This window comes from Pseudomonas sp. B12(2026) (assembly GCF_057767015.1).
Map to the genome: position 1 here is coordinate 722,385 of NZ_CM173430.1, position 19,751 is coordinate 742,135.

Below are 19,751 nucleotides of genomic sequence, written 5' to 3' on the forward strand. Positions count from 1 at the left end.
CCGCTTTCGATGCCGCAGCCGATACAGCTCAAGGACCACGAGAAGGACGCCCGCCTGGTCCGCGCCCGCGTCATCGTCGGCGGGGTGGCGATCTTCCTGCTCGCCCTGGTGCTGGTGGCGCGCCTGTATCACCTGCAGGTGACGCAGTACGACTACCACTCGACGCTGTCGGAGAACAACCGCGTCCACGTCCAGCCGATTCCGCCCAACCGCGGGCTGATCTTCGACCGCAACGGCGTGATCATCGCCGACAACCGTCCCAGCTTCAGCCTGACCATCACCCGCGAGCGCACCGAGAACCTGCAGGAGACGCTCAAGACCCTGGTGGACATCCTCGGCCTCACCGAGGAAGACCGGGTCATCTTCGAGAAGCGCATGAAGCAGGGGCGCCGGCCGTTCGAGCCGGTGCCGATCATGTTCGAGCTGTCGGAGGAGCAGATCGCCCGCATCGCGGTGAACCAGTACCGCCTGCCCGGCGTCGACGTGGCCGCGCAGTTCGTCCGCCACTACCCGCAGGGCGAGCACTTCGCCCATTCGGTCGGCTACGTCGGGCGGATCAACGAGGCGGAGCTGAAGAAGCTCGACCCGGTGGCCTATTCGGGCACCCACCACATCGGCAAGACCGGTGTGGAGAAGTTCTACGAGAACGAGCTGCACGGCACCGTGGGCTACGAGGAAGTCGAGACCAACGCCCGTGGCCGCGTGCTGCGCGTGCTCAAGCGCACCGAGCCGGTGTCCGGTCGCGACATCGTGCTGAGCATCGACAGCAAGCTGCAGGCCAAGGCCGAGGAGGCCCTGGCCGGCCGCCGCGGCGCCATCGTGGCGATCCAGCCGTCCACCGGCGAGGTGCTGGCGATGGTCAGCCAGCCGAGCTACGACCCCAACCTGTTCGTCACCGGCATCAGCTTCAAGGACTACTCCGCCCTGCGCGATTCCGAGGACCGTCCGCTGTACAACCGCGTGCTGCGCGGCCTGTATCCGCCGGGCTCTACGGTGAAGCCGGCGGTGGCCATCGCCGGCCTCGATGCCGGCGTGGTGACGCCCGCCACCCGCGTGTTCGACCCCGGTTACTACCAGTTGCCGAACTACGACCACAAATACCGCAACTGGAACCACTCGGGCGACGGCTGGGTGAACCTGGAAACCGCGATCATGCGGTCCAACGACACCTACTTCTACGACCTTGCCCACAAGCTGGGGATCGATCGCCTGCACGACTACATGAGCCGGTTCGGCTTCGGCCAGCGCGTGGCCCTGGACATGTACGGCGAGGCCGAAGGCCTGATGCCCTCGCGCGAGTGGAAGCGCGCGCTGCGCCGCCAGGCCTGGTTCCCCGGCGAGACGCTGATCCTCGGCATCGGCCAGGGCTACATGCAGGCCACGCCGCTGCAGCTGGCGCAGATGACCTCGCTGATCGCCAACAAGGGCAAGTGGATCCGTCCGCACCTGGCCAAGACCATCGACGGCCAGCCGCCGGTGGACCCCGAGCCGATGCCGGACATCGCCCTCAAGGACCCGGGCGACTGGAGCCTGGTCGACAACGGCATGCAGCAGGTGGTCCACGGCGCCCGCGGCACCGCGCACCGGGTCGGCGCCACTTCCGTCTACCGCATCGCCGGCAAGTCCGGTACCGCGCAGGTGGTGGCGATCAAGCAGGGCGAGAAGTACGACCGCTCCAAGCTGCTCGAGCGGCACCGCGACCACGCGCTGTTCATCGGCTTCGCCCCGGCGGACAACCCGCAGATCGCGGTGGCGGTGATGGTGGAGAACGGCGAGTCCGGCTCCGGCGTCGCCGCGCCCGTCCTCAAGCAGGTCATGGATGCCTGGCTGCTCGACGAGAGCGGCAAGCTCAAGCCCGAATTCGCGCCCCAGGCCACGGCGGAGGCATCCCAGCCATGACCATGAACGGTAACTTCGACCGCACGCTGTCCAACGAAGACGTGATGAAGCGGCGCTCCAGCCTGCTGCAGCGCCTGCACATCGACGGCCTGCTGCTCCTGCTGCTGCTGGTCCTCGGCTCGGCCGGCCTGTTCGTCCTCTATTCGGCCAGCGGCAAGAGCTGGGACCTGATGTTCAAGCAGGCGTCCTCCTTCGGCCTGGGCCTGGGGGCGATGTTCGTCCTGGCGCAGATCGAGCCGCGCTTCCTCGCCCGCTGGGTGCCGCTGGGCTACCTGATCGGCGTGGCGCTGCTGGTGGTGGTCGATGTGATGGGCCACAACGCCATGGGCGCGACCCGCTGGATCAACATCCCCGGGGTGATCCGCTTCCAGCCGGCGGAGTTCATGAAGCTGCTGATGCCGATGACCGTCGCCTGGTACCTGTCCAAGCGCGCCCTGCCGCCGAGCCTCAAGCACAGTGTGGTGGCGCTGGCGATGATCGTCGTGCCCTTCGTGCTGATCCTCAAGCAGCCGGACCTGGGCACCGCCATGCTGGTGCTGGCCTCCGGCGCCTTCGTGCTGTTCGTCGGCGGTCTGCGCTGGCGCTGGATCATCATGGCGGTGTCGGCGGCGGTGCCGGTGGCGGTGGCCATGTGGTACTTCGTCATGCACGACTACCAGAAGCAGCGCGTGCTGACCTTCCTCGACCCGGAAAGCGACCCGCTGGGCACCGGCTGGAACATCATCCAGTCCAAGGCCGCCATCGGCTCGGGCGGGGTGTTCGGCAAGGGCTGGCTGCTGGGCACGCAGTCCCATCTGGATTTTTTGCCCGAAAGCCACACGGACTTTATCATTGCCGTGCTCGGCGAAGAGTTCGGCCTGGTCGGGGTGTGCCTCCTGCTGGCGCTGTACCTGCTGGTGATCTACCGGGGGCTGGTGATCACCGCCCAGGCGCAGACGCTGTTCGGCAAACTGCTCGCCGGCAGCATCACCATGACCTTCTTCGTGTATGTGTTCGTCAACATTGGTATGGTCAGCGGGCTGTTGCCAGTGGTGGGGGTACCGCTGCCTTTCATTAGCTACGGCGGAACTTCGCTGGTGACCCTGATGTCAGGGTTCGGGGTTTTGATGTCGATCCATACCCATCGCAAGTGGATCGCCCAGGTTTGATCACAAGAGTGAAGAAAGGAATGCAAGTACTGCGCGCCTGGGCCGCCAGGGGAGTGCATTGGGTCGGACTCGCGGGGGCGATCGGCATGTCCGGTGCCGCCCAGGCGGGCGATTACGATGGTTCGCCCCAGGTTGCCGAGTTCGTCAGCGAGATGACCCGCGACTACGGCTTCGCCGGCGAGCAGCTGATGGCACTCTTCCATGACGTGGAGCGCAAGCAGTCGATCCTCGACGCCATTTCCCGCCCCGCCGAACGGGTCAAGACCTGGAAGGAATACCGCCCGATCTTCATCACCGACGCGCGCATCAGCCGTGGCGTGGACTTCTGGAACCAGAACGCCGAGGCCCTGGCCCGCGCCGAGCAGGAGTACGGCGTGCCGGCCCAGTACATCGTGGCGATCATCGGCGTCGAGACCTTCTTCGGCCGCAACACCGGCAACTTCAAGGTGATGGACGCACTGGCCACCCTGGGCTTCGACTACCCGCCGCGCGCCGACTTCTTCCGCAAGGAGCTCAAGCAGTTCCTCCTGCTGGCCCGCGAGCAGCAGGTCGACCCGCTCAGCCTGACCGGCTCCTACGCCGGCGCCATGGGCCTGCCGCAGTTCATGCCGAGCAGCTTCCGCGCCTATGCCGTGGATTTCGACGGCGACGGCCACATCAATATCTGGAACGACCCCACCGACGCCATCGGCAGCGTCGCCAACTACTTCAGGCAGCACGGCTGGCAGACCGGCGAGCCGGTGGTGTCGCAGGCCGAACTGGGCACCTCCACCGCCGAGGACGCCATCACCCAGGGCCTCGAGGCGCAAATGAACCTGGGTCAGCTACGCTCTCAGGGCTGGCGCACCCATGACGTACTGCGCGACGACCAGATGGTCACCGCGATGCGCCTGGAAGGCGATCAGGGCACCGAATACTGGGTTGGCCTGCCGAACTTCTATGTGATTACCCGTTACAACCGCAGCGCCATGTACGCCATGGCGGTCCATCAGCTGGCCGGCGAGATCGCCCGGGCGCGAGGTGTCCATTGAGCAAGCGAATCAGCCGCCCCGGCCTCTGGTCCGCCGCTGCCTGCATCGGCTTCAGCGCCGTGTTCCTCGCCAGCTGCACCGGCAACCGCGCGCCGCAGCAGCCGGCGGCCAGCAGCGGAATTTCCGGGCCGTACGACTACAACCGCCCGCATCGCGACGGCGCGCCCTGGTGGGACGTCGACGTCTCGCGCATCCCCGATGCCGTGCCGATGCGCCACAACGGCCCGCTGAAGAACAACCCCTACACCGTGCTGGGCAAGACCTACTACCCGCTGAACGACGCGCGCACCTACAACGTCGTCGGCACCGCGTCCTGGTACGGCACCAAGTTCCACGGCCAGGCCACCGCCAACGGCGAGCAGTACGACCTGTACGGCATGACCGCCGCGCACAAGACCCTGCCGCTGCCCAGCTACGTGCGGGTGACCAACCTGGACAACGGCAAGAGCGTGATCGTCCGGGTCAATGACCGCGGGCCGTTCTATTCCGACCGGGTGATCGACCTGTCCTTCGCCGCGGCGAAGAAGCTCGGCTACGCCGAAACCGGCACCGCGCGGGTCAAGGTCGAGGGCATCGACCCGGATCGCTGGTGGGCCTCCCAGGGCAAGTCGCAGCCGATGATCATGGCGCTGCCGAAGATGGCCCCGCAGCAGCCGGCCGCCGCGCAGCCCCAGGCCGTGGCCATGGCGCAGCCGATCGAGACCTACACGCCGCCGCCCGCGCAGCACGCCGCGCCCGTGGCGCCGGTCCAGATCGACTCAAAAAAAAACGCTTCATTACCAGCCGATGGCCTGTATCTCCAGGTGGGTGCCTTCGCCAACCCGGACGCTGCGGAGCTGCTCAAGGAGAAGGTCGGCGGCCTGACGGGAGCCAAGACCTTTATCAGCTCGGTCGTGGTCAACCAGCAGACCTTGTACCGGGTGCGCCTGGGACCGATCGGAACGCAGGATGAAGCAAGCCGGATGCAGGACAGCATCCGCGTGGCCAATCTCGGCCAACCCAAGCTCGTGCGCCTGGACTGAGCTTCCACGGCACGAGTCGCCGCGGTCCGCAGAGGCCGTGGCATGAGTTTCCCCCAGAGGGGCTGTTTATGGCCTGCGAGCTAGAGCGGAGCAAGGCGGAAACGGTAGAGGAAGCGGAGTTTACGGCTGTAAATGAGCATTCCGAGACCGTTTCCAACGCAGCTCAGTCAACGCGCAGCAGGTCAGAAACAGGCCCGGGAAGGGATTGTTTGTTTGACCATTAGTGAACCCCCAGAGAGACGGATGAACATCTTCAACTTCGCCAAACGCCTGTCATTGCTCGTGCTGTTCAGTGCCCCCGTGGCCAGCTGGGCCGCTGAAGTCGTTCCCGCCGCACCGCAACTGGCGGCTAAGGCCTGGGTCCTGATGGACGGCGCCAGCGGCCAGATCCTCGTCGAGAACGCCGGCGACGAACGCCTGCCCCCGGCCAGCCTGACCAAGCTGATGACCGCCTACATCGCCACCAAGGAAATCGAAGGCGGCCGCATCGCCGAATCCGACCAGGTCACCGTCAGCGAGCACGCCTGGCGCACCGGCGGTTCGCGCATGTTCATCAAGGTCGGCTCCCAGGTTTCGGTCAGCGACCTGCTGCACGGCATCATCATCCAGTCCGGCAACGACGCCTCCGTCGCCCTGGCCGAGCACATCGCCGGCAGCGAAGACGCCTTCGCCGACATGATGAACACCACCGCGCAGAAGCTGGGCATGACCAACTCCCACTTCATGGACGCCACCGGCCTGCCCAACCCGGAGCACTACTCCTCCGCCAAGGACATGGCCACCCTGGCCCGCGCCATCATCTACGGCGAGCCGACCCACTACGCCATCTACGCGCAGAAAGAGTTCCTCTGGAACAACATCAAGCAGCCCAACCGCAACCTGCTGCTGTGGCGCGACAAGACCGTCGACGGCCTGAAGACCGGCCACACCGACGAAGCCGGCTACTGCCTGGTGGCCTCCGCCGTGCGTGACGGCCAGCGCATGATCGCCGTGGTGTTCGGCACCAACAGCGAACAGGCCCGCGCCGCCGAGACCCAGAAGCTGCTGACCTACGGCTTCCGCTTCTTCGAATCGCAGACCTTCTACAAGAAGGGCGCCGAGCTGACCAAGGCCATGGTCTGGAAGGGCGCCGACCGCGAGGTCAAGGCCGGCCTGGCCGAAGACCTGACCATGACCGTGCCACGCGGCCAGCTCAAGCAGCTGCAGGCCAACATGGTCGTCGTGCCCAGCCTGATGGCGCCGATCCAGCAGGGCCAGGTGATCGGCAAGGTCGAGGTCAAGCTCGGCGACAAGGTCGTCCGCACCTCCGACCTGGTCGCCCTCAACGCGGTCGAGGAAGGCGGCTTCTTCCGCCGCATGTGGGACAGCCTGCGCCTGTTCTTCTACGGCCTGTTCAACTGACCGCTCGTCCCGGCCTTGCACTTTTGTATACAAGGCCGGGATTGACCCGCACGCGCAGTCGCAAACTCGGGTAAAATGCCCGCCTGCGACCGCCCGGTCCTCCGTGGCCCGGCAGCCGTCGTCCGATCCACCCGGAGCGTCCTCACCCAGGAGGCTCATGCGGAGGCGGGCCACCCGCCCGCGACAGCCATGACTGATACCCCCGATAGCGCCACCCCGCCCGCGCCGAAGATCGAGTTCCCCTGCGAACGCTACCCGATCAAGATCATCGGCGACGCCGGCGAAGGCTTCTCCGATCTGGTCGTCGAAATCATCCAGCGCCACGCGCCCGACCTCGACGTCACCACCCTGGTCACCCGTGACAGCCGCAACGGCCGCTTCCTGTCCGTGCAGGTGCTGATCACCGCCACCGGCGTCGACCAGCTGCAGAACATCCATAAAGACCTGCGCGCCACCGGCCGCGTCCACATGGTGCTCTGATGGGCGACACGCTGGGCTTCCGTGAACTGGGCCTGCTGCCCTACGAGCCCACCTGGCACGCCATGCAGCGCTTCACCGCCGAGCGCGGCGCCGAAACCCCGGACGAAGTCTGGCTGCTCGAACACCAGCGCGTGTTCACCCAGGGCCAGGCCGGCAAGGCCGAGCACGTGCTGTTCCCCGGCGACATCCCGGTGGTCCAGGTCGACCGCGGCGGCCAGGTGACCTACCACGGCCCCGGCCAGCTGGTCGCCTACCTGCTGCTCGACGTGCGCCGCTCCGGCATCGGCGTGCGCGACCTGGTCTCGCGCATCGAACAGAGCCTCATCGGCCTGCTGGACGGTTACGGCATCGAGGCCGTGTCGAAACCCGACGCCCCGGGCGTCTATGTCGACGGCGCGAAGATCGCTTCCCTCGGCCTGCGCATCCGCAACGGCCGCTCCTTCCATGGCCTGGCCCTGAACGTGGACATGGACCTGGAACCCTTTCGACGCATCAATCCCTGCGGTTACGCAGGCATGGCCATGACCCAGCTGAGTCAGCTGGCGGGCCCCATCGCATTGGCCGATGTGCGCGAGCGCCTGCGTGGCGAACTCGTCCAGCGCCTTGGCTACGCGGCACAGAAGACCCTGACGGGCGGGATCGAACCTAGATGAGCACTGTTGTGGACAATCCGGACCAGGCCGCCCCGGCCGCCAAGCCGGGCAAGATGGAAGTTGGCGTCAAGCTGCGCGGCGCGGAAAAGGTCGCGCGCATTCCGGTGAAGGTCATCCCCACCGACGAGCTGCCGAAGAAGCCGGACTGGATTCGCGTGCGCATCCCGGTCTCCCCCGAGGTCGACCGCATCAAGCAACTGCTGCGCAAGCACAAGCTGCACAGCGTCTGCGAGGAAGCCTCCTGCCCGAACCTGGGCGAGTGCTTCTCCGGCGGCACCGCCACCTTCATGATCATGGGCGACATCTGCACCCGCCGCTGCCCCTTCTGCGACGTCGGCCACGGCCGGCCGAAGCCGCTGGACGCGGACGAGCCGAAGAACCTCGCCATCGCCATCGCCGACCTCGGCCTGAAGTACGTGGTGATCACCTCGGTGGACCGCGACGACCTGCGTGACGGCGGCGCCCAGCACTTCGCCGACTGCCTGCGCGAGATCCGCAAGCTGTCCCCGGGCGTGCAGCTGGAAACCCTGGTGCCGGACTACCGCGGGCGCATGGACATCGCCCTGGACATCACCGCCGCCGAGCCGCCGGATGTGTTCAACCACAACCTGGAAACCGTGCCGCGCCTGTACAAGTCCTCGCGTCCGGGCTCCGACTTCGAGTGGTCGCTGGACCTGCTGCAGAAGTTCAAGCAGCGGGTTCCGCATGTGCCGACCAAGTCCGGCCTGATGCTCGGCCTGGGCGAGACCGACGAGGAAGTCATCGAAGTCATGCAGCGCATGCGCGAGCACGACATCGACATGCTCACCCTCGGCCAGTACCTGCAGCCCTCGCGCAGCCACCTGCCGGTGCAGCGCTTCGTCCACCCGGACACCTTCGCCTGGTTCGCCGAGCAGGGCGAGAAGATGGGCTTCAAGAACGTCGCCTCCGGCGCCCTGGTGCGTTCCTCGTACCACGCCGACCAGCAGGCTCACGGCACCAGGATCGACTGATCTGCCGCTGCATGAAAAAGGCGCCTTCGGGCGCCTTTTTTCGTTCAGACGTTCTGCCGAAGGCGTGCCAGCAGCGACGGGGTGGGATAGCCGTCCGCCGGCCAGCCGACGGATTGCTGGAAGGCGCGGATCGCCTTGCGGGTGTTGGCGCCGATGATCCCGTCCGCGCTGCCGGGCGGGTAGCCCTGGGTGGCGAGACGTTGCTGCAGCTCGATGCGTTCGCTGCGGCTGAGCGGCGTGTCCTCCTGCGGCCAGTGCCCGGCCAGTTGGCCGCCGCCCTTGAGGCTGTCGGCCAGCAGGCCCACGGCCAGGGCGTAGGACGTCGAGTTGTTGTACTTGAGGATGGCGCGGAAGTTGTCCGTCACCAGGAAGGCCGGGCCGCGATAGCCCGCCGGCAGCAGCAGCGAGGCGCTGGCGCGCGGATCGCCCGGCAGGTTGCCGGTCGCCGGCTGCACGCCCAGGCGCAGCCATTCGGCCACGGGCTTGCGGATGTCCATGTCCGCCTGGGCGTAGTCGAAGCCCTGCGGCAGGCGCACTTCGAAGCCCCAGGCCTGGCCGTGCTGCCAGCCTGAGGTCTTCAGGTAGTTGGCGGTGGAGGCCAGGGCGTCGCTGGACGAGCCCCAGATGTCGCGCCGGCCGTCGCCGTCGAAGTCCACGGCGTAGCGGTTGTAGGTGCTGGGGACGAACTGGGTCTGGCCCATGGCGCCGGCCCAGGAGCCGAGCAGGCGGTCCGCCGGTACGTCGCCGTGCTGGAGTATCCGCAGCGCGGCGATCAGCTGCTCGCGGCCGAAGTCCGGGCGGCGGCCTTCGTAGGCGAGGGTGGCCAGCGAGCGGATCGCGTTCTTGCTGCCCATCTGCTGGCCGAAGTTGCTCTCCATGCCCCAGATGGCCACCGCGGCTTCGCGGTCGACGCCGTAGGCGCTGTCGATGCGTTGCAGCACCTCGGCGTTCTGCAGCAGCCGGTCCTGGCCATTGCGCACCCGGGCCGGGGAGACGGCGCTGTCCAGGTACTGCCAGACGGGGCGGGTGAATTCCGGCTGGCTGCGGTCGGCGGCGATCACCGAATCATCGGGCTCGACGCCGGCGAAGGCGTTGTCGAAGGTCTGCGCGCTGATGCCGGCGGCCAGGGCCTGGGTACGGAAGCCGTCGCGCCACTGGGCGAAGCTTTGCGTCGGTTGCGCGGCGGATGCTCCGCCGGGCGTGCCGGGAGGCGGCGCCTCGGCGCAGGAGGACAGCAGGCCGAAGCTGGCCAGCGACAGGGTGACGGCGAGCAGGCAGCGTTGGCCGACAGCAGATGGAACAGGCGTGCGCATGGCTCTCCTCGAGTACTGGCAGGGGAGCGGCCACCTTAGCATGGCCACTGTGGGGCGTCTGCGCTGGGCAGAGGCGGGTATTCAGGCTTCGATGGCGGCGGCGGGGGAAAATTCCCGTGCCGGGATGGCGTCTGTCGGGCGGCGGGGAGCGGGGTGCCTGGCGGGCCGGGGGAGGAATCGAGTCGTGCGGGATGGGTTGTGCGTTGCGCTTCGCCGGCGAGCTGCTGCGAGGGCCGCGAGCGACGAAGGAAGGATTTCAGGCCGCCAGAAGCGAAGAAGCCTCCCAGTTCCGGGAGGCTTCGCGGCGGTAGCTGCCTTTGCCTTTGAGGGGCTTTTCCTGGCGGCTGCGGAACAGCGGTTGCGCGACCAGGGACTTGGCCTTGTTCGGCCGTTTGGAGTGTTTCGCCATCATGGTGTCCTCATCGAAGCCGGCCCGATGCCGGCGCGCGCATCTTCTGCCTCCCGGGGGCGTCTGTCCATACCGTTGGTCAGTCGGCGGACGGAGCGGCGCCGGCGGGGCGTTTCATGGCTACTCTGGTTGCGGCCCACAGCCGTGACAGCGAGGACAAGGACAATGAAGTTTCTCTGCATGATCTACTTCGACGAGCGCAAGGTGGCCGAACTGCCGGAGGCCGAACTGCGCGGCATCGTCGACCAATGCATGACTTACAGCGAGCAACTGCGCCGCAGCGGCAACTACATCGCCGCCAACGCCCTGCTGCCGACCCCGACCGGCCGCACGCTGCGCCACCAGGGCGACAGTCTGGCGATCACCGACGGGCCCTTCGCGGAAACCAAGGAGCAGCTCGGCGGCTTCTACCTGATCGAGGCGGAGGACATGCAAGAGGCGCAGCGCATCGCCGCGAAGATTCCGCCGGGACGCCTGGGCTGTGTGGAGATGCGGCAGGTTCGCGAGTGGGAGTGATCAGGCCGACGGCAGGCTGATGCGCTGCCCGGCGACCAGCAGGGCGAGGCGGGCGAGGCCGTTCCAGGGATCGCCCTGGGCCTGTCCCTTGATCTGCGCATCGATCACCTGGGCGTCCTGCAGCATCTGGTTCCAGCGGCTGCCGGTGTGGCGCTGCAGGGCGCGGGTCATCAGCGGGCGGCGCTTGTCCCAGATCGGCGGGCGGGCCTGGCTGAAGGCCTTCTCCAGCGGCACGCCCTGGCCGAACTGCTGGGCAAGGGCGGCCAGCACGCGGATTTCCCGGGCCAGGGCCCAGAGGATCACCGGCGGCTCCACGCCTTCGCCACGCAGGCCTTCGAGCATGCGCAGGCAGTGGGCGGCTTCGCCGTTCAGGGTCGCGTCGATCAGGCCGAACACGTCGAAACGCGCGCTGTCGGCCACCGCCGCCTGCACGGTGGCGGCGTCGATCTGCTGACCTTCGGCCAGCAGCTTGAGCTTTTCGATTTCCTGGGCGGCGGCCAGGAGGTTGCCCTCCACCCGCGCGGCGATCAGTTCCACCGCTTCCTGGCTGGCGGCCAGGCCCGCCTGGGACAGGCGCTGGCGAATCCACTGCGGCAGCTGGTGCACGTCGATCGGCCAGATCTGGATGAACTGGGCGGCGGCGCCGTCGATCAGCGCCTTGGCCCACTTGGTCTTCTGCGTGTTGCCGTCGAGCCTGGGCAGGCTGACCAGCAGGACGGTGTCCTCCGGCGGGCGCTGCAGGTATTCCAGCAGGATCGCCGCGCCCTTGTCGCCGGGCTTGCCGGAGGGCATGCGCAGTTCGATCAGGCGCTTCTCGGCGAACAGCGAGAGGCTGGCGCCGGCTTCGAGCAGCTGGCCCCAGTCGAAGTTGGCTTCGGCGTTGAACACCTGGCGCTCGCCGAAATCACGCTGGCGGCAGGCCGCGCGAATGGCGTCGCAGGCTTCCTGGCAGAGCAGCGGCTCGTCGCCGCTGACCACGTAGACGGGAGCCAGGTCGCCCTGCAGGTGTTTGGCGAGTTGTCCGGGATTGAGCTTCATGATGAAAAAGGGGCCGGTTTGTCCGGCCCCTGTCTGTCACTCGGCTTTCGGGAATTCGATCGGCGACTGCTGCGGCTGCGCCCTGGCGGCGTCCTCCGCGGCCTTCTGCGCGTCCGCTTCGGCCTGGGCCTTGGCTTCGGCCTTGCGTTGCAGGTCATCGAGCTGGGCCGGGGTGATCATCTGCAGGCGCATGGCCATCTGCTGGACCAGTTCGCGGCGCATTTCCTCGCGGATCTGCGTGGCTTCCTGATCGGAGCCGACCAGGTTGTTGTCGTCCTGCACGTAGACCTTGCGCACCTGCACCTGGCCATCCATCAGCAGCAGGTTGTTGGTGCCGCGGATTTCGTAGTCCAGGGTGTTGGTCAGCTGGTTTTCCGCGCTACGCGCCGAGCTGGTGTAGCTGACCGTGCGCTGGGTCACGTCCTCGCGGGCGAGGATGACGTGGAAGGGCGCGCGGGATACGACTTTCACGCCGCTGCCTTCGAGCACCTGCTGGAGCTGCTTGACGGTTTCGCCGTAGGCGTTGCGCGCGCTCAGGTCGATTTCCTTGAGCGCAAAGTTCGTATCGCCCAGGCCGCGCAGTTGGAAGCCGCAGGCGGTCAGCACGCAGGCCAGGCCGATCAGCGCGAGGCTGGTCAGGATACGTTTCATCAAGCTTCCCTCACTCCTGTTGATCCGGGGTGCCCGTGGCGAAGAAGGTGCCACGGGCGAATAGGTCTTTTCCAGCGTCGGTTTCAGTTGGCCACGATGTTGACCAGCTTGCCCGGTACCACGATCACCTTGCGGATGGTCAGGCCATCGGTGAAGCGCAGCACGTTCTCGTTGGCGCGCGCCGAGGCTTCCACCTCTTCGCGGCTGGCGCTGGCCGGCACGTCGATGTGGCCGCGCAGCTTGCCGTTGACTTGCACCACCAGCTGCAGGCTGTCCTGCACCAGGGCGGCCTCGTCGACCTGCGGCCAGCCGGCGTCGATCACCGCGCCGCCCTTGCCCAGCTCCTGCCAGATCACGTGGCAGATGTGCGGGGTGATCGGGGCGAGCAGCAGGGTGACGCTTTCCAGGCCTTCCTGCAGCAGGGCGCGGTCGGCGGCGGATTCGGCCGGGGCCTTCTCCAGCACGTTCATCAGGGTCATCACGGCGGCGATGGCGGTGTTGAACTTGTGGTGCTGGCCCACGTCCTGGCTGGCCTGGCGGATGGCCAGGTGGATGGCGCGGTGGATGGCCTTCTGCGCGTCGTCCAGGGCGGACTTGTCCACGGCGCCGGCGGGGCCAGCGCTGACGTGGGCCTGGGTCAGGCGCCAGACGCGGCGCAGGAAGCGGCTCGCGCCTTCGACGCCGGAGTCGGACCATTCCAGGCTCATGTCCGGCGGCGAGGCGAACATCATGAACAGGCGGCAGGTGTCGGCGCCGTAGGCGTCGATCATGGCCTGCGGGTCCACGCCGTTGTTCTTGGACTTGGACATCTTCTCGGTGCCGCCGATTTCCACCGGCTGGCCGTCGGTCTTCAGGCGCGCGCCGATGACCTTGGCCTTGGCGTCACGCTCGACTTCGACGTCGGCCGGGTTGAACCAGTCCTTGCTGCCGTTCGGGTTGGTGCGGAAGTAGGTCTCGGCGACCACCATGCCCTGGGTCAGCAGGTTCCTGAACGGCTCGTCGCTGTCCACCAGGCCTTCGTCGCGCATCAGCTTGTGGAAGAAGCGCGCGTAGAGCAGGTGCAGGATGGCGTGCTCGATGCCGCCGATGTACTGGTCGACCGGCAGCCAGTAGTTGGCGGCCTTCTTGTCCAGCATGCCGTCTTCGAACTGCGGGCAGGCGTAGCGGGCGAAGTACCAGGACGACTCGACGAAGGTGTCCATGGTGTCGGTTTCGCGCTTGGCCGGCTGGCCGCACTTCGGGCAGTTGCAGGTGTAGAACTCGGGCAGCTTGGCCAGCGGCGAGCCGGCGCCGTCCGGCACCACGTTCTCGGGCAGGACGACCGGCAGCTGGTCGGCCGGGACCGGCACGTCGCCGCAGGCGTCGCAGTGGATGATCGGGATCGGGCAGCCCCAGTAGCGCTGGCGGCTGATGCCCCAGTCGCGCAGGCGGAACTGGGTGCGCGCTTGGCCCAGGCCCTTGGCGGCGAGGTCGGCGCCGATGGCGTCGAACGCGGTCTGGTAGCCGAGGCCGTCGTACTTGCCGGAGTTGACGGTGCGGACGCTCTCGTCCTTGGCGCCGTACCACTCCTGCCAGGCGCTGGCGTCGTAGTCGTTGTCGCCTTCTACCCTGGCGATCACCTGCCGGATCGGCAGGGCGTACTTGTTGGCGAACTCGAAGTCGCGCTCGTCGTGGGCCGGCACGGCCATCACGGCGCCTTCGCCGTAGTTCATCAGGACGTAGTTGGCGATCCACACCGGCAGCTTGTCGCCGGTCAGCGGGTGTTCGACGAACAGCGAGGTGGCCACGCCTTTCTTTTCCTGGGTGGCGATGTCGGCTTCGGCGACGCCGCCGCGCTTGCACTCGTCGATGAACGCCTGCAGCGACGGATCGCGCTGGGCGGCCAGGGTGGCCAGGTGGTGCTCGGCGGCCACGGCGACGTAGGTGGCGCCCATCAGGGTGTCCGGACGGGTGGTGAAGACCTTCATCTGGCCGGCTTCGCCGATGGAAGCCTGGTCATAGGGGAAGGCGATCTCCATGCCGCGGGACTTGCCGATCCAGTTGCGCTGCATGGTCTTGACCTGTTCCGGCCAGCCCGGCAGGTGGTCGAGGCTTTCCAGCAGCTCTTCGGCGTAGGCGGTGATCTTGAAGTAGTACATCGGGATTTCGCGCTTCTCGATCAGCGCGCCCGAACGCCAGCCACGGCCGTCGATGACCTGCTCGTTGGCCAGCACGGTCTGGTCCACCGGGTCCCAGTTGACGGTGCCGTTCTTGCGGTAGATCACGCCCTTCTCGAACAGGCGGGTGAACAGCCACTGTTCCCAGCGGTAGTAGTCCGGCTTGCAGGTGGTGACTTCGCGGGACCAGTCGATCGCCAGGCCCAGGCTGTTGAGCTGGGACTTCATGTAGGCGATGTTGTCGTAGGTCCAGGCCGCCGGTGCGACGTTGTTCTTCATCGCGGCGTTTTCCGCCGGCATGCCGAAGGCGTCCCAGCCCATCGGTTGCAGGACGTTCTTGCCCTGCATGCGGTGGTAGCGGCTGATCACGTCACCGATGGTGTAGTTGCGCACGTGCCCCATGTGCAGCTTGCCGCTCGGATACGGGAACATCGACAGGCAGTAGAACTTCTCCTTGCCGGCGACTTCGTCGACGCGGAAGGAGTTGTGTTCGTTCCAGAAGCGCTGGGCCTGGGATTCGATCTCGAGAGGCTGGTATTGCTCGTGCATGGCGCGATTTGAACCTGTACGGAAAAGAATTGTGCGGCCGGGGGAGGTCGAGTGGTCCTCCGCCTTGCCGGCCCCCGGGAAACCCCGGACCGGGCGGCTACAGAAAGCCTCGTAGCATACATGACCCCTCCCCGAGCCGGTAGCCCGCGCCGTTTGTCGCGCGCTCGGTGTGGCGCGGGGCCTGCCGCTAAGCTTTGCCTGAGGGCGGGAGGTTTCCGCCTGTCTTGAGGTGACTGATGGCTGAGTTGCATCGCGCAAGTGCTTCGGGTTCCGGTCTGTATGAACGGTTGTTGCAACGACTGGCGCTGGCCCTGGATGAGGCCGATACCGCCGAACGATTGAGAGACGAGTGCCCCGTCGAGCTGGAGTTGCGCGGTTTGAGCAGTGCGGAGATGGAGTTGATCCGGGCCTATCTCGATCAGGATGTGAACTGGCTGCGCGGCTGGCATGCCGCCGCCCAGGAACTGGCGCTGCTGGAGCAGGGCCCCGCGCGGACGTCCCGTCCGCCGCGCCACGTCACCCCGCCCGGCCGCCCGCGGCTGGTGTCCCACGGGCATCCGCAGCAGCTGCAATGCGCGTTGTGCGGCACGCCGGTGGCCTGGAGCCGCAGCCAGGGCGTGCTGCCCTGCGCCTCCTGTGGTTCCCAGTTGTTCCGCAACGCGAAAGCGCGCTGATCGCGCGGTGATCCGCTAGGCTAGGCGCTCGACAAGGAGTCGCCGATGCCGCTTCGCTACATCCTCAAACAGATTCTGCTGCCGCCGGGGCTGCTGCTTCTGCTGCTGTTCCTGGCGTTCCTGCTGCGCCGCCGCTATCCCCGCTTCTCGATCCTGTGCTTCTTCACCGGCTTCCTCGGCCTGCTGGCGATGAGCCTGCCGGTGACGGTGGAGTGGGGCGCGCGCCAGCTGGAGCAGCAGGCGCCGCTGAAACAGTCGGACTGGGCAACCCTGGCGCAGCGCGCCGACGCCATCGTGGTGCTGGGCGCCGGGCGGGTCCGCGGCGACCGCGCCTGGAACGAGGACCAGCCCGGCCTGATGGCCTACGAACGGCTGCGCTACGCCGCCCGTCTGGCCAAGGCCAGTGGCCTGCCGGTGCTGACTTCCGGCGGGCTGCACTACGGCTCGCCGCCCTCGGAGGCCTACATCATGGCCCGCAGCCTGGCCGACGATTACGGCGTCGAGGTGCGCTGGCAGGAAGGGGCGAGCCGCACGACCTGGGAAAACGCCCAGCTCAGTGCGCCGATCCTGCGCCAGGCCGGCATCCGCCGCGTGGTCGTGGTGACCCAGGCGATGCACATGCCGCGCGCGCTGTGGAGCTTCCAGCGGGCGGGGCTGGAGGTGGTGCCGGCGCCGCTGGGCTATATCGGCGTGGACAACGCCCGGCCGCTGGGCGGCTGGCTGCCGGAGGGACGGGCGGTGTGGCAGAGCGAGCAGCTGCTCAACGAGGCGATCGGGCTGCTGGGGTACCGGCTGTTCTATCGCTAGGGATGGTTCGCGAGCAAGCTCGCTCCTACAGGGATCGCTCTTGTAGGAGCGAGCTTGCTCGCGAACCGGATCCCGGATGAAAAAAGGGCCTCGTAACGAGGCCCTTTCTATTGCGATCAGCGGAACAGCCGGCGCTCTTCCGGATGCGTCCGGCGGCGCACCAGCGCCCACGCCAGCAGCACCGCGCCGAGGATCGCCAGCGGCCAGACGCGCCACTTGAGATAGGGCGTCAGGCCCTGCATCGGCACCACTTCGCCGTGCAGCACGCCGCGCTGGAACTGCGGGATCTGCACTGCCAGCCGGCCGAACGGGTCGATCAGCGCGGTGACCCCATTGTTGGTGCCGCGCACCATCCAGCGCCCGGCTTCTAGGGCGCGCATCTGCGCCATCTGCAGGTGCTGCAGCGGGCCGATGGAGGTGCCGAACCAGGCGTCGTTGCTGATGGTCAGCAGCAGCTGGCTCTGCGCCGCCAGCCCGGCGGCGAATTCCGGGTAGACCACTTCGTAGCAGATGTACGGCGCCACGGCGTAGCCCTTGGCCTTGAGCAGCGGCTGGTCGTCCGGGCCGCGGGCGAAGTCGGACATGGGCAGGTCGAAGAAGGCGATCAGGCCGCGCAGCAGGTCCTGCATCGGCACGTATTCGCCGAAGGGCACCAGCTTCTGCTTCAGGTAGTCGCCGCTGCCGTCGCCGAGCACGGTGATGCCGTTGTAATAGCGCGCGCCGCCGGCCGTCTTCTGGCGCACCGGAACCCCGGTGATCAGCGCGGCCTTCTTGCCGTTGGCGACCTCGTTGATCATGCCCAGGTAGCCGCTGGCCAGGTCCTTGAGCACGGGCACGGCGGTCTCCGGCCAGACGATCAGGTCGACGCCGTTCTGCTCGGCCGTCAGGTCGCGGTACAGCTCCAGCTGCGAGGTGATGGCCTTGGGGTCCCACTTCATTTCCTGGGCGATGTTGCCCTGGATCGCGGCGACCTTCAGCGGCGCGCCGGCCGGCGTGGTCCAGGCGTGGCCCTTGTAGCCGAAGCCGACGGCCCAGGGCGCGATCAGCAGGGTCAGGCCGATGGCCAGGCGCGCGGGGCGCTGGGTCAGCGCCGGGATGTTGATGATCAGGGCGGCGCAGAGGGCGATGCAGAAGGACACCAGCCAGACGCCGCCGATGGGCGCCAGGCCCGCCAGCGGGCCTTCCAGCTGGCTGTAGCCGGCGTAGAGCCAGGGGAAGCCGGTGAGGAACCAGCTGCGGAACAGCTCCAGCGCCACCCACAGCGCGGCGAAGGCCAGGGCGTCGCTGACCGGGGCGTTGTTGCGGCGTAGGAAGCGCACCCAGACCCAGGCGGGCAGGGCGAAGAAGAACGCCACGCCGGCGCTGAATCCGATCACCAGGAAGGCGGCCAGGGGCCCGGAGGCGCCGCCGAAGTCGTGGATGCTGAAGTAGATCCAGCTGGTGCCGGCGATGAACGCGCCGAAGCCGTACCACCAGCCGCGCCACAGCGCCGAGCCGGCGGTGGTGCCGCGCAGGCCGAGGTAGAACAGGGCGAGGGACAGCAGCGCCAGCGGCCAGTAGCCGAACGGCGCCAGGGCCAGCGGGGTGAGCGCGCCGGCGGCCAGGGCCAGTAAATGACCGGGAAGGCCGGGACGGGTGATCCAGCGCATCGGGAATCCTTGTTGCGGTTGAGCGATGCGCAAGAGTAATGGAGAGCCGAACGGTAGGCTATGGGGATGGGGGCTAAAAGCCATGAGTGACTGCGGCGGGATGTTGCAGGAACAAAGGGCGCCGCTTGCGGACGCGGGTTCGTTGGCGAATTTTCCGGTAGCGCAGTGGCCGGCAAACCTGTTCGCGAACCCGCCCGCTCCCGCGGGACCCTGCGACATAGCGGCGCACCCGGTCTGCCGCTGGAGGCCCCCCGGGGCGGAAAATTTCCCGCCAGCCGCCCTGTCGCGCGATCTTCATCGGCCATCCGCCCCGGCCACGGCAACAATTGATCGATTTTCGAGCACTGCGGATCAGCGCGCGCACAGATGCGTATAATGCGCGCCTTCTCCACCACCACCCTCAGCCCCGGCGTCCCTCGGACAACCTCCGCACCGGGCAGGAGCAGCAATGAACGAAAGTTTCGAAGACTGGATGATGTACGGGCTGGTCAGCGGCCTGATCCTGTTCATGGCCTTCATCGTCTGGGATCTGGCGAAGAAGTCCAAGGCCGGCCGCATGGGCACCATGGTGCTGTTCTTCGCCCTGGGCCTGGGCGTGCTTGGTTTCCTGATCAAGTCCATCGTCGTCGCGGGGCTCGAAGGCGGCTTCTGACGCCTTCTCCCGCACCCGCCCCGGCGTTCAGAGTTCGGGGCTGACGTCCCGCCACTGCCCTGGCGGCAGACCGTCCAGGCTCCACGGCCCGATCCGCACGCGCACCAGGCGCAGCGTGGGCAGGCCGACCGCCGCCGTCATCCGCCGCACCTGGCGGTTGCGGCCCTCGCGGATCACCAGCTCCAGCCAGGCCGTCGGCACCGACTTGCGGAACCGCACCGGCGGGTTGCGCTCCCACAGCTGCGGCTCTTCCAGCCGCCGCGCCTCGGCCGGCAGGGTCGGCCCGTCGTTGAGCTGCACGCCCTTGCGCAGCTGTTCGAGCTGCTCCTCGCTCGGCTCCCCCTCCACCTGCACCCAGTAGGTCTTCGGCAGCTTGTGCTTCGGATCGGCGATGCGCGCCTGCAGGCGGCCGTCGTTGGTCAGCAGCAGCAGGCCTTCGCTGTCGCGGTCCAGCCGTCCGGCGGGATACACGCCCGGCACCGCGACGAAATCCTTCAGGGTCGCCCGGCCCTCGCTGTCGTTGAATTGGGTCAGCACGTCGAACGGCTTGTTCAGCAGGATCAGCCGTGGCTGCGCCGGCGGCGCCTTGGCCACGCGGCGTGGCGCGGGACGGGGAGCGGGGCGGCGGGAGGCGGGACGGGGCGGACGGGGCATGGCGAAAAGACTGGTAACCGGAGATGGGGGTAAAGCGAATGCCCAGCATGCTAGGTT

General features: G+C 67.5%; 19 protein-coding genes. 12 read left to right on the top strand and 7 right to left on the bottom strand.

The window, feature by feature from the left end; genetic code table 11:
- Positions 1–9: 9 nt before the first annotated feature.
- From mrdA to lipA, 8 genes are all read left to right on the top strand, one after another.
- Positions 10–1,899 carry a penicillin-binding protein 2 gene (gene mrdA, locus AC3B6A_RS03470; protein ID WP_488400917.1) on the top strand — a complete coding sequence of 630 codons (1,890 nt, stop codon included), beginning with the start codon at positions 10–12 and terminating at the stop codon, positions 1,897–1,899.
- A 44-nt stretch (positions 1,900–1,943) separates the two neighbouring features.
- The gene (rodA, locus tag AC3B6A_RS03475; RefSeq protein ID WP_488403497.1) at positions 1,944–3,047 is read left to right on the top strand and encodes a rod shape-determining protein RodA; all 1,104 of its coding nucleotides are present in this window, start codon (positions 1,944–1,946) and stop codon (positions 3,045–3,047) included.
- Positions 3,048–3,055: 8 nt separating this feature from the next.
- Positions 3,056–4,078: a lytic murein transglycosylase B gene (mltB, locus tag AC3B6A_RS03480; RefSeq protein WP_488400918.1), complete on the top strand. Its 1,023-nt coding sequence runs from the start codon at positions 3,056–3,058 to the stop codon at positions 4,076–4,078.
- Positions 4,075–5,100, top strand: coding sequence for a septal ring lytic transglycosylase RlpA family protein (locus AC3B6A_RS03485; protein ID WP_488400919.1), 1,026 nt, complete (start codon positions 4,075–4,077; stop codon positions 5,098–5,100). Before mltB ends, AC3B6A_RS03485 begins: the two co-directional genes overlap by 4 nt.
- A 243-nt stretch (positions 5,101–5,343) precedes the next feature.
- Positions 5,344–6,501 carry a D-alanyl-D-alanine carboxypeptidase family protein gene (locus AC3B6A_RS03490; protein ID WP_488400920.1) on the top strand — a complete coding sequence of 386 codons (1,158 nt, stop codon included), beginning with the start codon at positions 5,344–5,346 and terminating at the stop codon, positions 6,499–6,501.
- A 189-nt stretch (positions 6,502–6,690) separates the two neighbouring features.
- Positions 6,691–6,981, top strand: a complete 291-nt coding sequence (locus AC3B6A_RS03495; RefSeq protein WP_488400921.1) for a DUF493 domain-containing protein — start codon at positions 6,691–6,693, stop codon at positions 6,979–6,981.
- Positions 6,981–7,634: a lipoyl(octanoyl) transferase LipB gene (lipB, locus tag AC3B6A_RS03500; protein ID WP_488400922.1), complete on the top strand. Its 654-nt coding sequence runs from the start codon at positions 6,981–6,983 to the stop codon at positions 7,632–7,634. Before AC3B6A_RS03495 ends, lipB begins: the two co-directional genes overlap by 1 nt.
- A complete protein-coding gene (lipA, locus tag AC3B6A_RS03505; RefSeq protein ID WP_488400923.1) occupies positions 7,631–8,626 on the top strand; it encodes a lipoyl synthase in 996 nt (331 codons plus the stop codon). Before lipB ends, lipA begins: the two co-directional genes overlap by 4 nt.
- Before the next feature lie 44 nt (positions 8,627–8,670).
- Here the strand turns inward: lipA and AC3B6A_RS03510 are convergent, their stop codons facing one another.
- Together AC3B6A_RS03510 and arfA are read right to left on the bottom strand one after the other, a co-directional pair.
- On the bottom strand, positions 8,671–9,939 hold the full coding sequence (locus AC3B6A_RS03510) for a lytic murein transglycosylase (protein WP_488400924.1): 1,269 nt from the start codon (positions 9,937–9,939) through the stop codon (positions 8,671–8,673).
- Positions 9,940–10,195: 256 nt separating this feature from the next.
- Entirely contained in the window at positions 10,196–10,348 is a 153-nt protein-coding gene (arfA, locus tag AC3B6A_RS03515; RefSeq protein ID WP_488400925.1) for an alternative ribosome rescue factor ArfA, read from the bottom strand.
- Between the two features lie 165 nt (positions 10,349–10,513).
- On the opposite strand from arfA, the gene AC3B6A_RS03520 reads away from it, so the two are divergent.
- Positions 10,514–10,864 carry a YciI family protein gene (locus AC3B6A_RS03520; protein WP_488400926.1) on the top strand — a complete coding sequence of 117 codons (351 nt, stop codon included), beginning with the start codon at positions 10,514–10,516 and terminating at the stop codon, positions 10,862–10,864.
- On the opposite strand, the gene holA is transcribed toward AC3B6A_RS03520, so the two are convergent.
- The 3 genes from holA to leuS form a co-directional block, all read right to left on the bottom strand.
- Positions 10,865–11,902 carry a DNA polymerase III subunit delta gene (holA, locus tag AC3B6A_RS03525; RefSeq protein WP_488400927.1) on the bottom strand — a complete coding sequence of 346 codons (1,038 nt, stop codon included), beginning with the start codon at positions 11,900–11,902 and terminating at the stop codon, positions 10,865–10,867.
- 36 nt (positions 11,903–11,938) lie between these two features.
- Positions 11,939–12,553 carry an LPS-assembly lipoprotein LptE gene (locus AC3B6A_RS03530; RefSeq protein ID WP_488400928.1) on the bottom strand — a complete coding sequence of 205 codons (615 nt, stop codon included), beginning with the start codon at positions 12,551–12,553 and terminating at the stop codon, positions 11,939–11,941.
- A gap of 83 nt (positions 12,554–12,636) precedes the next feature.
- Positions 12,637–15,258 carry a leucine--tRNA ligase gene (leuS, locus tag AC3B6A_RS03535; protein ID WP_488400929.1) on the bottom strand — a complete coding sequence of 874 codons (2,622 nt, stop codon included), beginning with the start codon at positions 15,256–15,258 and terminating at the stop codon, positions 12,637–12,639.
- Positions 15,259–15,494: 236 nt separating this feature from the next.
- Here leuS and AC3B6A_RS03540 point away from each other — a divergent pair, with 236 nt between their 5' ends.
- Together AC3B6A_RS03540 and AC3B6A_RS03545 are read left to right on the top strand one after the other, a co-directional pair.
- On the top strand, positions 15,495–15,932 hold the full coding sequence (locus AC3B6A_RS03540) for a hypothetical protein (protein WP_488400930.1): 438 nt from the start codon (positions 15,495–15,497) through the stop codon (positions 15,930–15,932).
- Between the two features lie 45 nt (positions 15,933–15,977).
- Positions 15,978–16,739 (top strand): YdcF family protein, encoded by a 762-nt coding sequence (locus AC3B6A_RS03545; protein WP_488400931.1) that lies wholly within the window; start codon positions 15,978–15,980, stop codon positions 16,737–16,739.
- Positions 16,740–16,855: 116 nt separating this feature from the next.
- Here AC3B6A_RS03545 and lnt read toward each other — a convergent pair whose 3' ends face one another.
- Positions 16,856–18,388, bottom strand: coding sequence for an apolipoprotein N-acyltransferase (gene lnt, locus AC3B6A_RS03550; protein ID WP_488400932.1), 1,533 nt, complete (start codon positions 18,386–18,388; stop codon positions 16,856–16,858).
- Between the two features lie 448 nt (positions 18,389–18,836).
- Between lnt and AC3B6A_RS03555 the strand changes: the two genes are divergently transcribed.
- On the top strand, positions 18,837–19,040 hold the full coding sequence (locus tag AC3B6A_RS03555) for a DUF2788 domain-containing protein (protein ID WP_488400933.1): 204 nt from the start codon (positions 18,837–18,839) through the stop codon (positions 19,038–19,040).
- Between the two features lie 27 nt (positions 19,041–19,067).
- Here the strand turns inward: AC3B6A_RS03555 and AC3B6A_RS03560 are convergent, their stop codons facing one another.
- Complete coding sequence (locus AC3B6A_RS03560) at positions 19,068–19,634, bottom strand: pseudouridine synthase (protein ID WP_488403499.1); 567 nt, start codon at positions 19,632–19,634, stop codon at positions 19,068–19,070.
- Between the last annotated feature and the right edge of the window lie 117 nt (positions 19,635–19,751).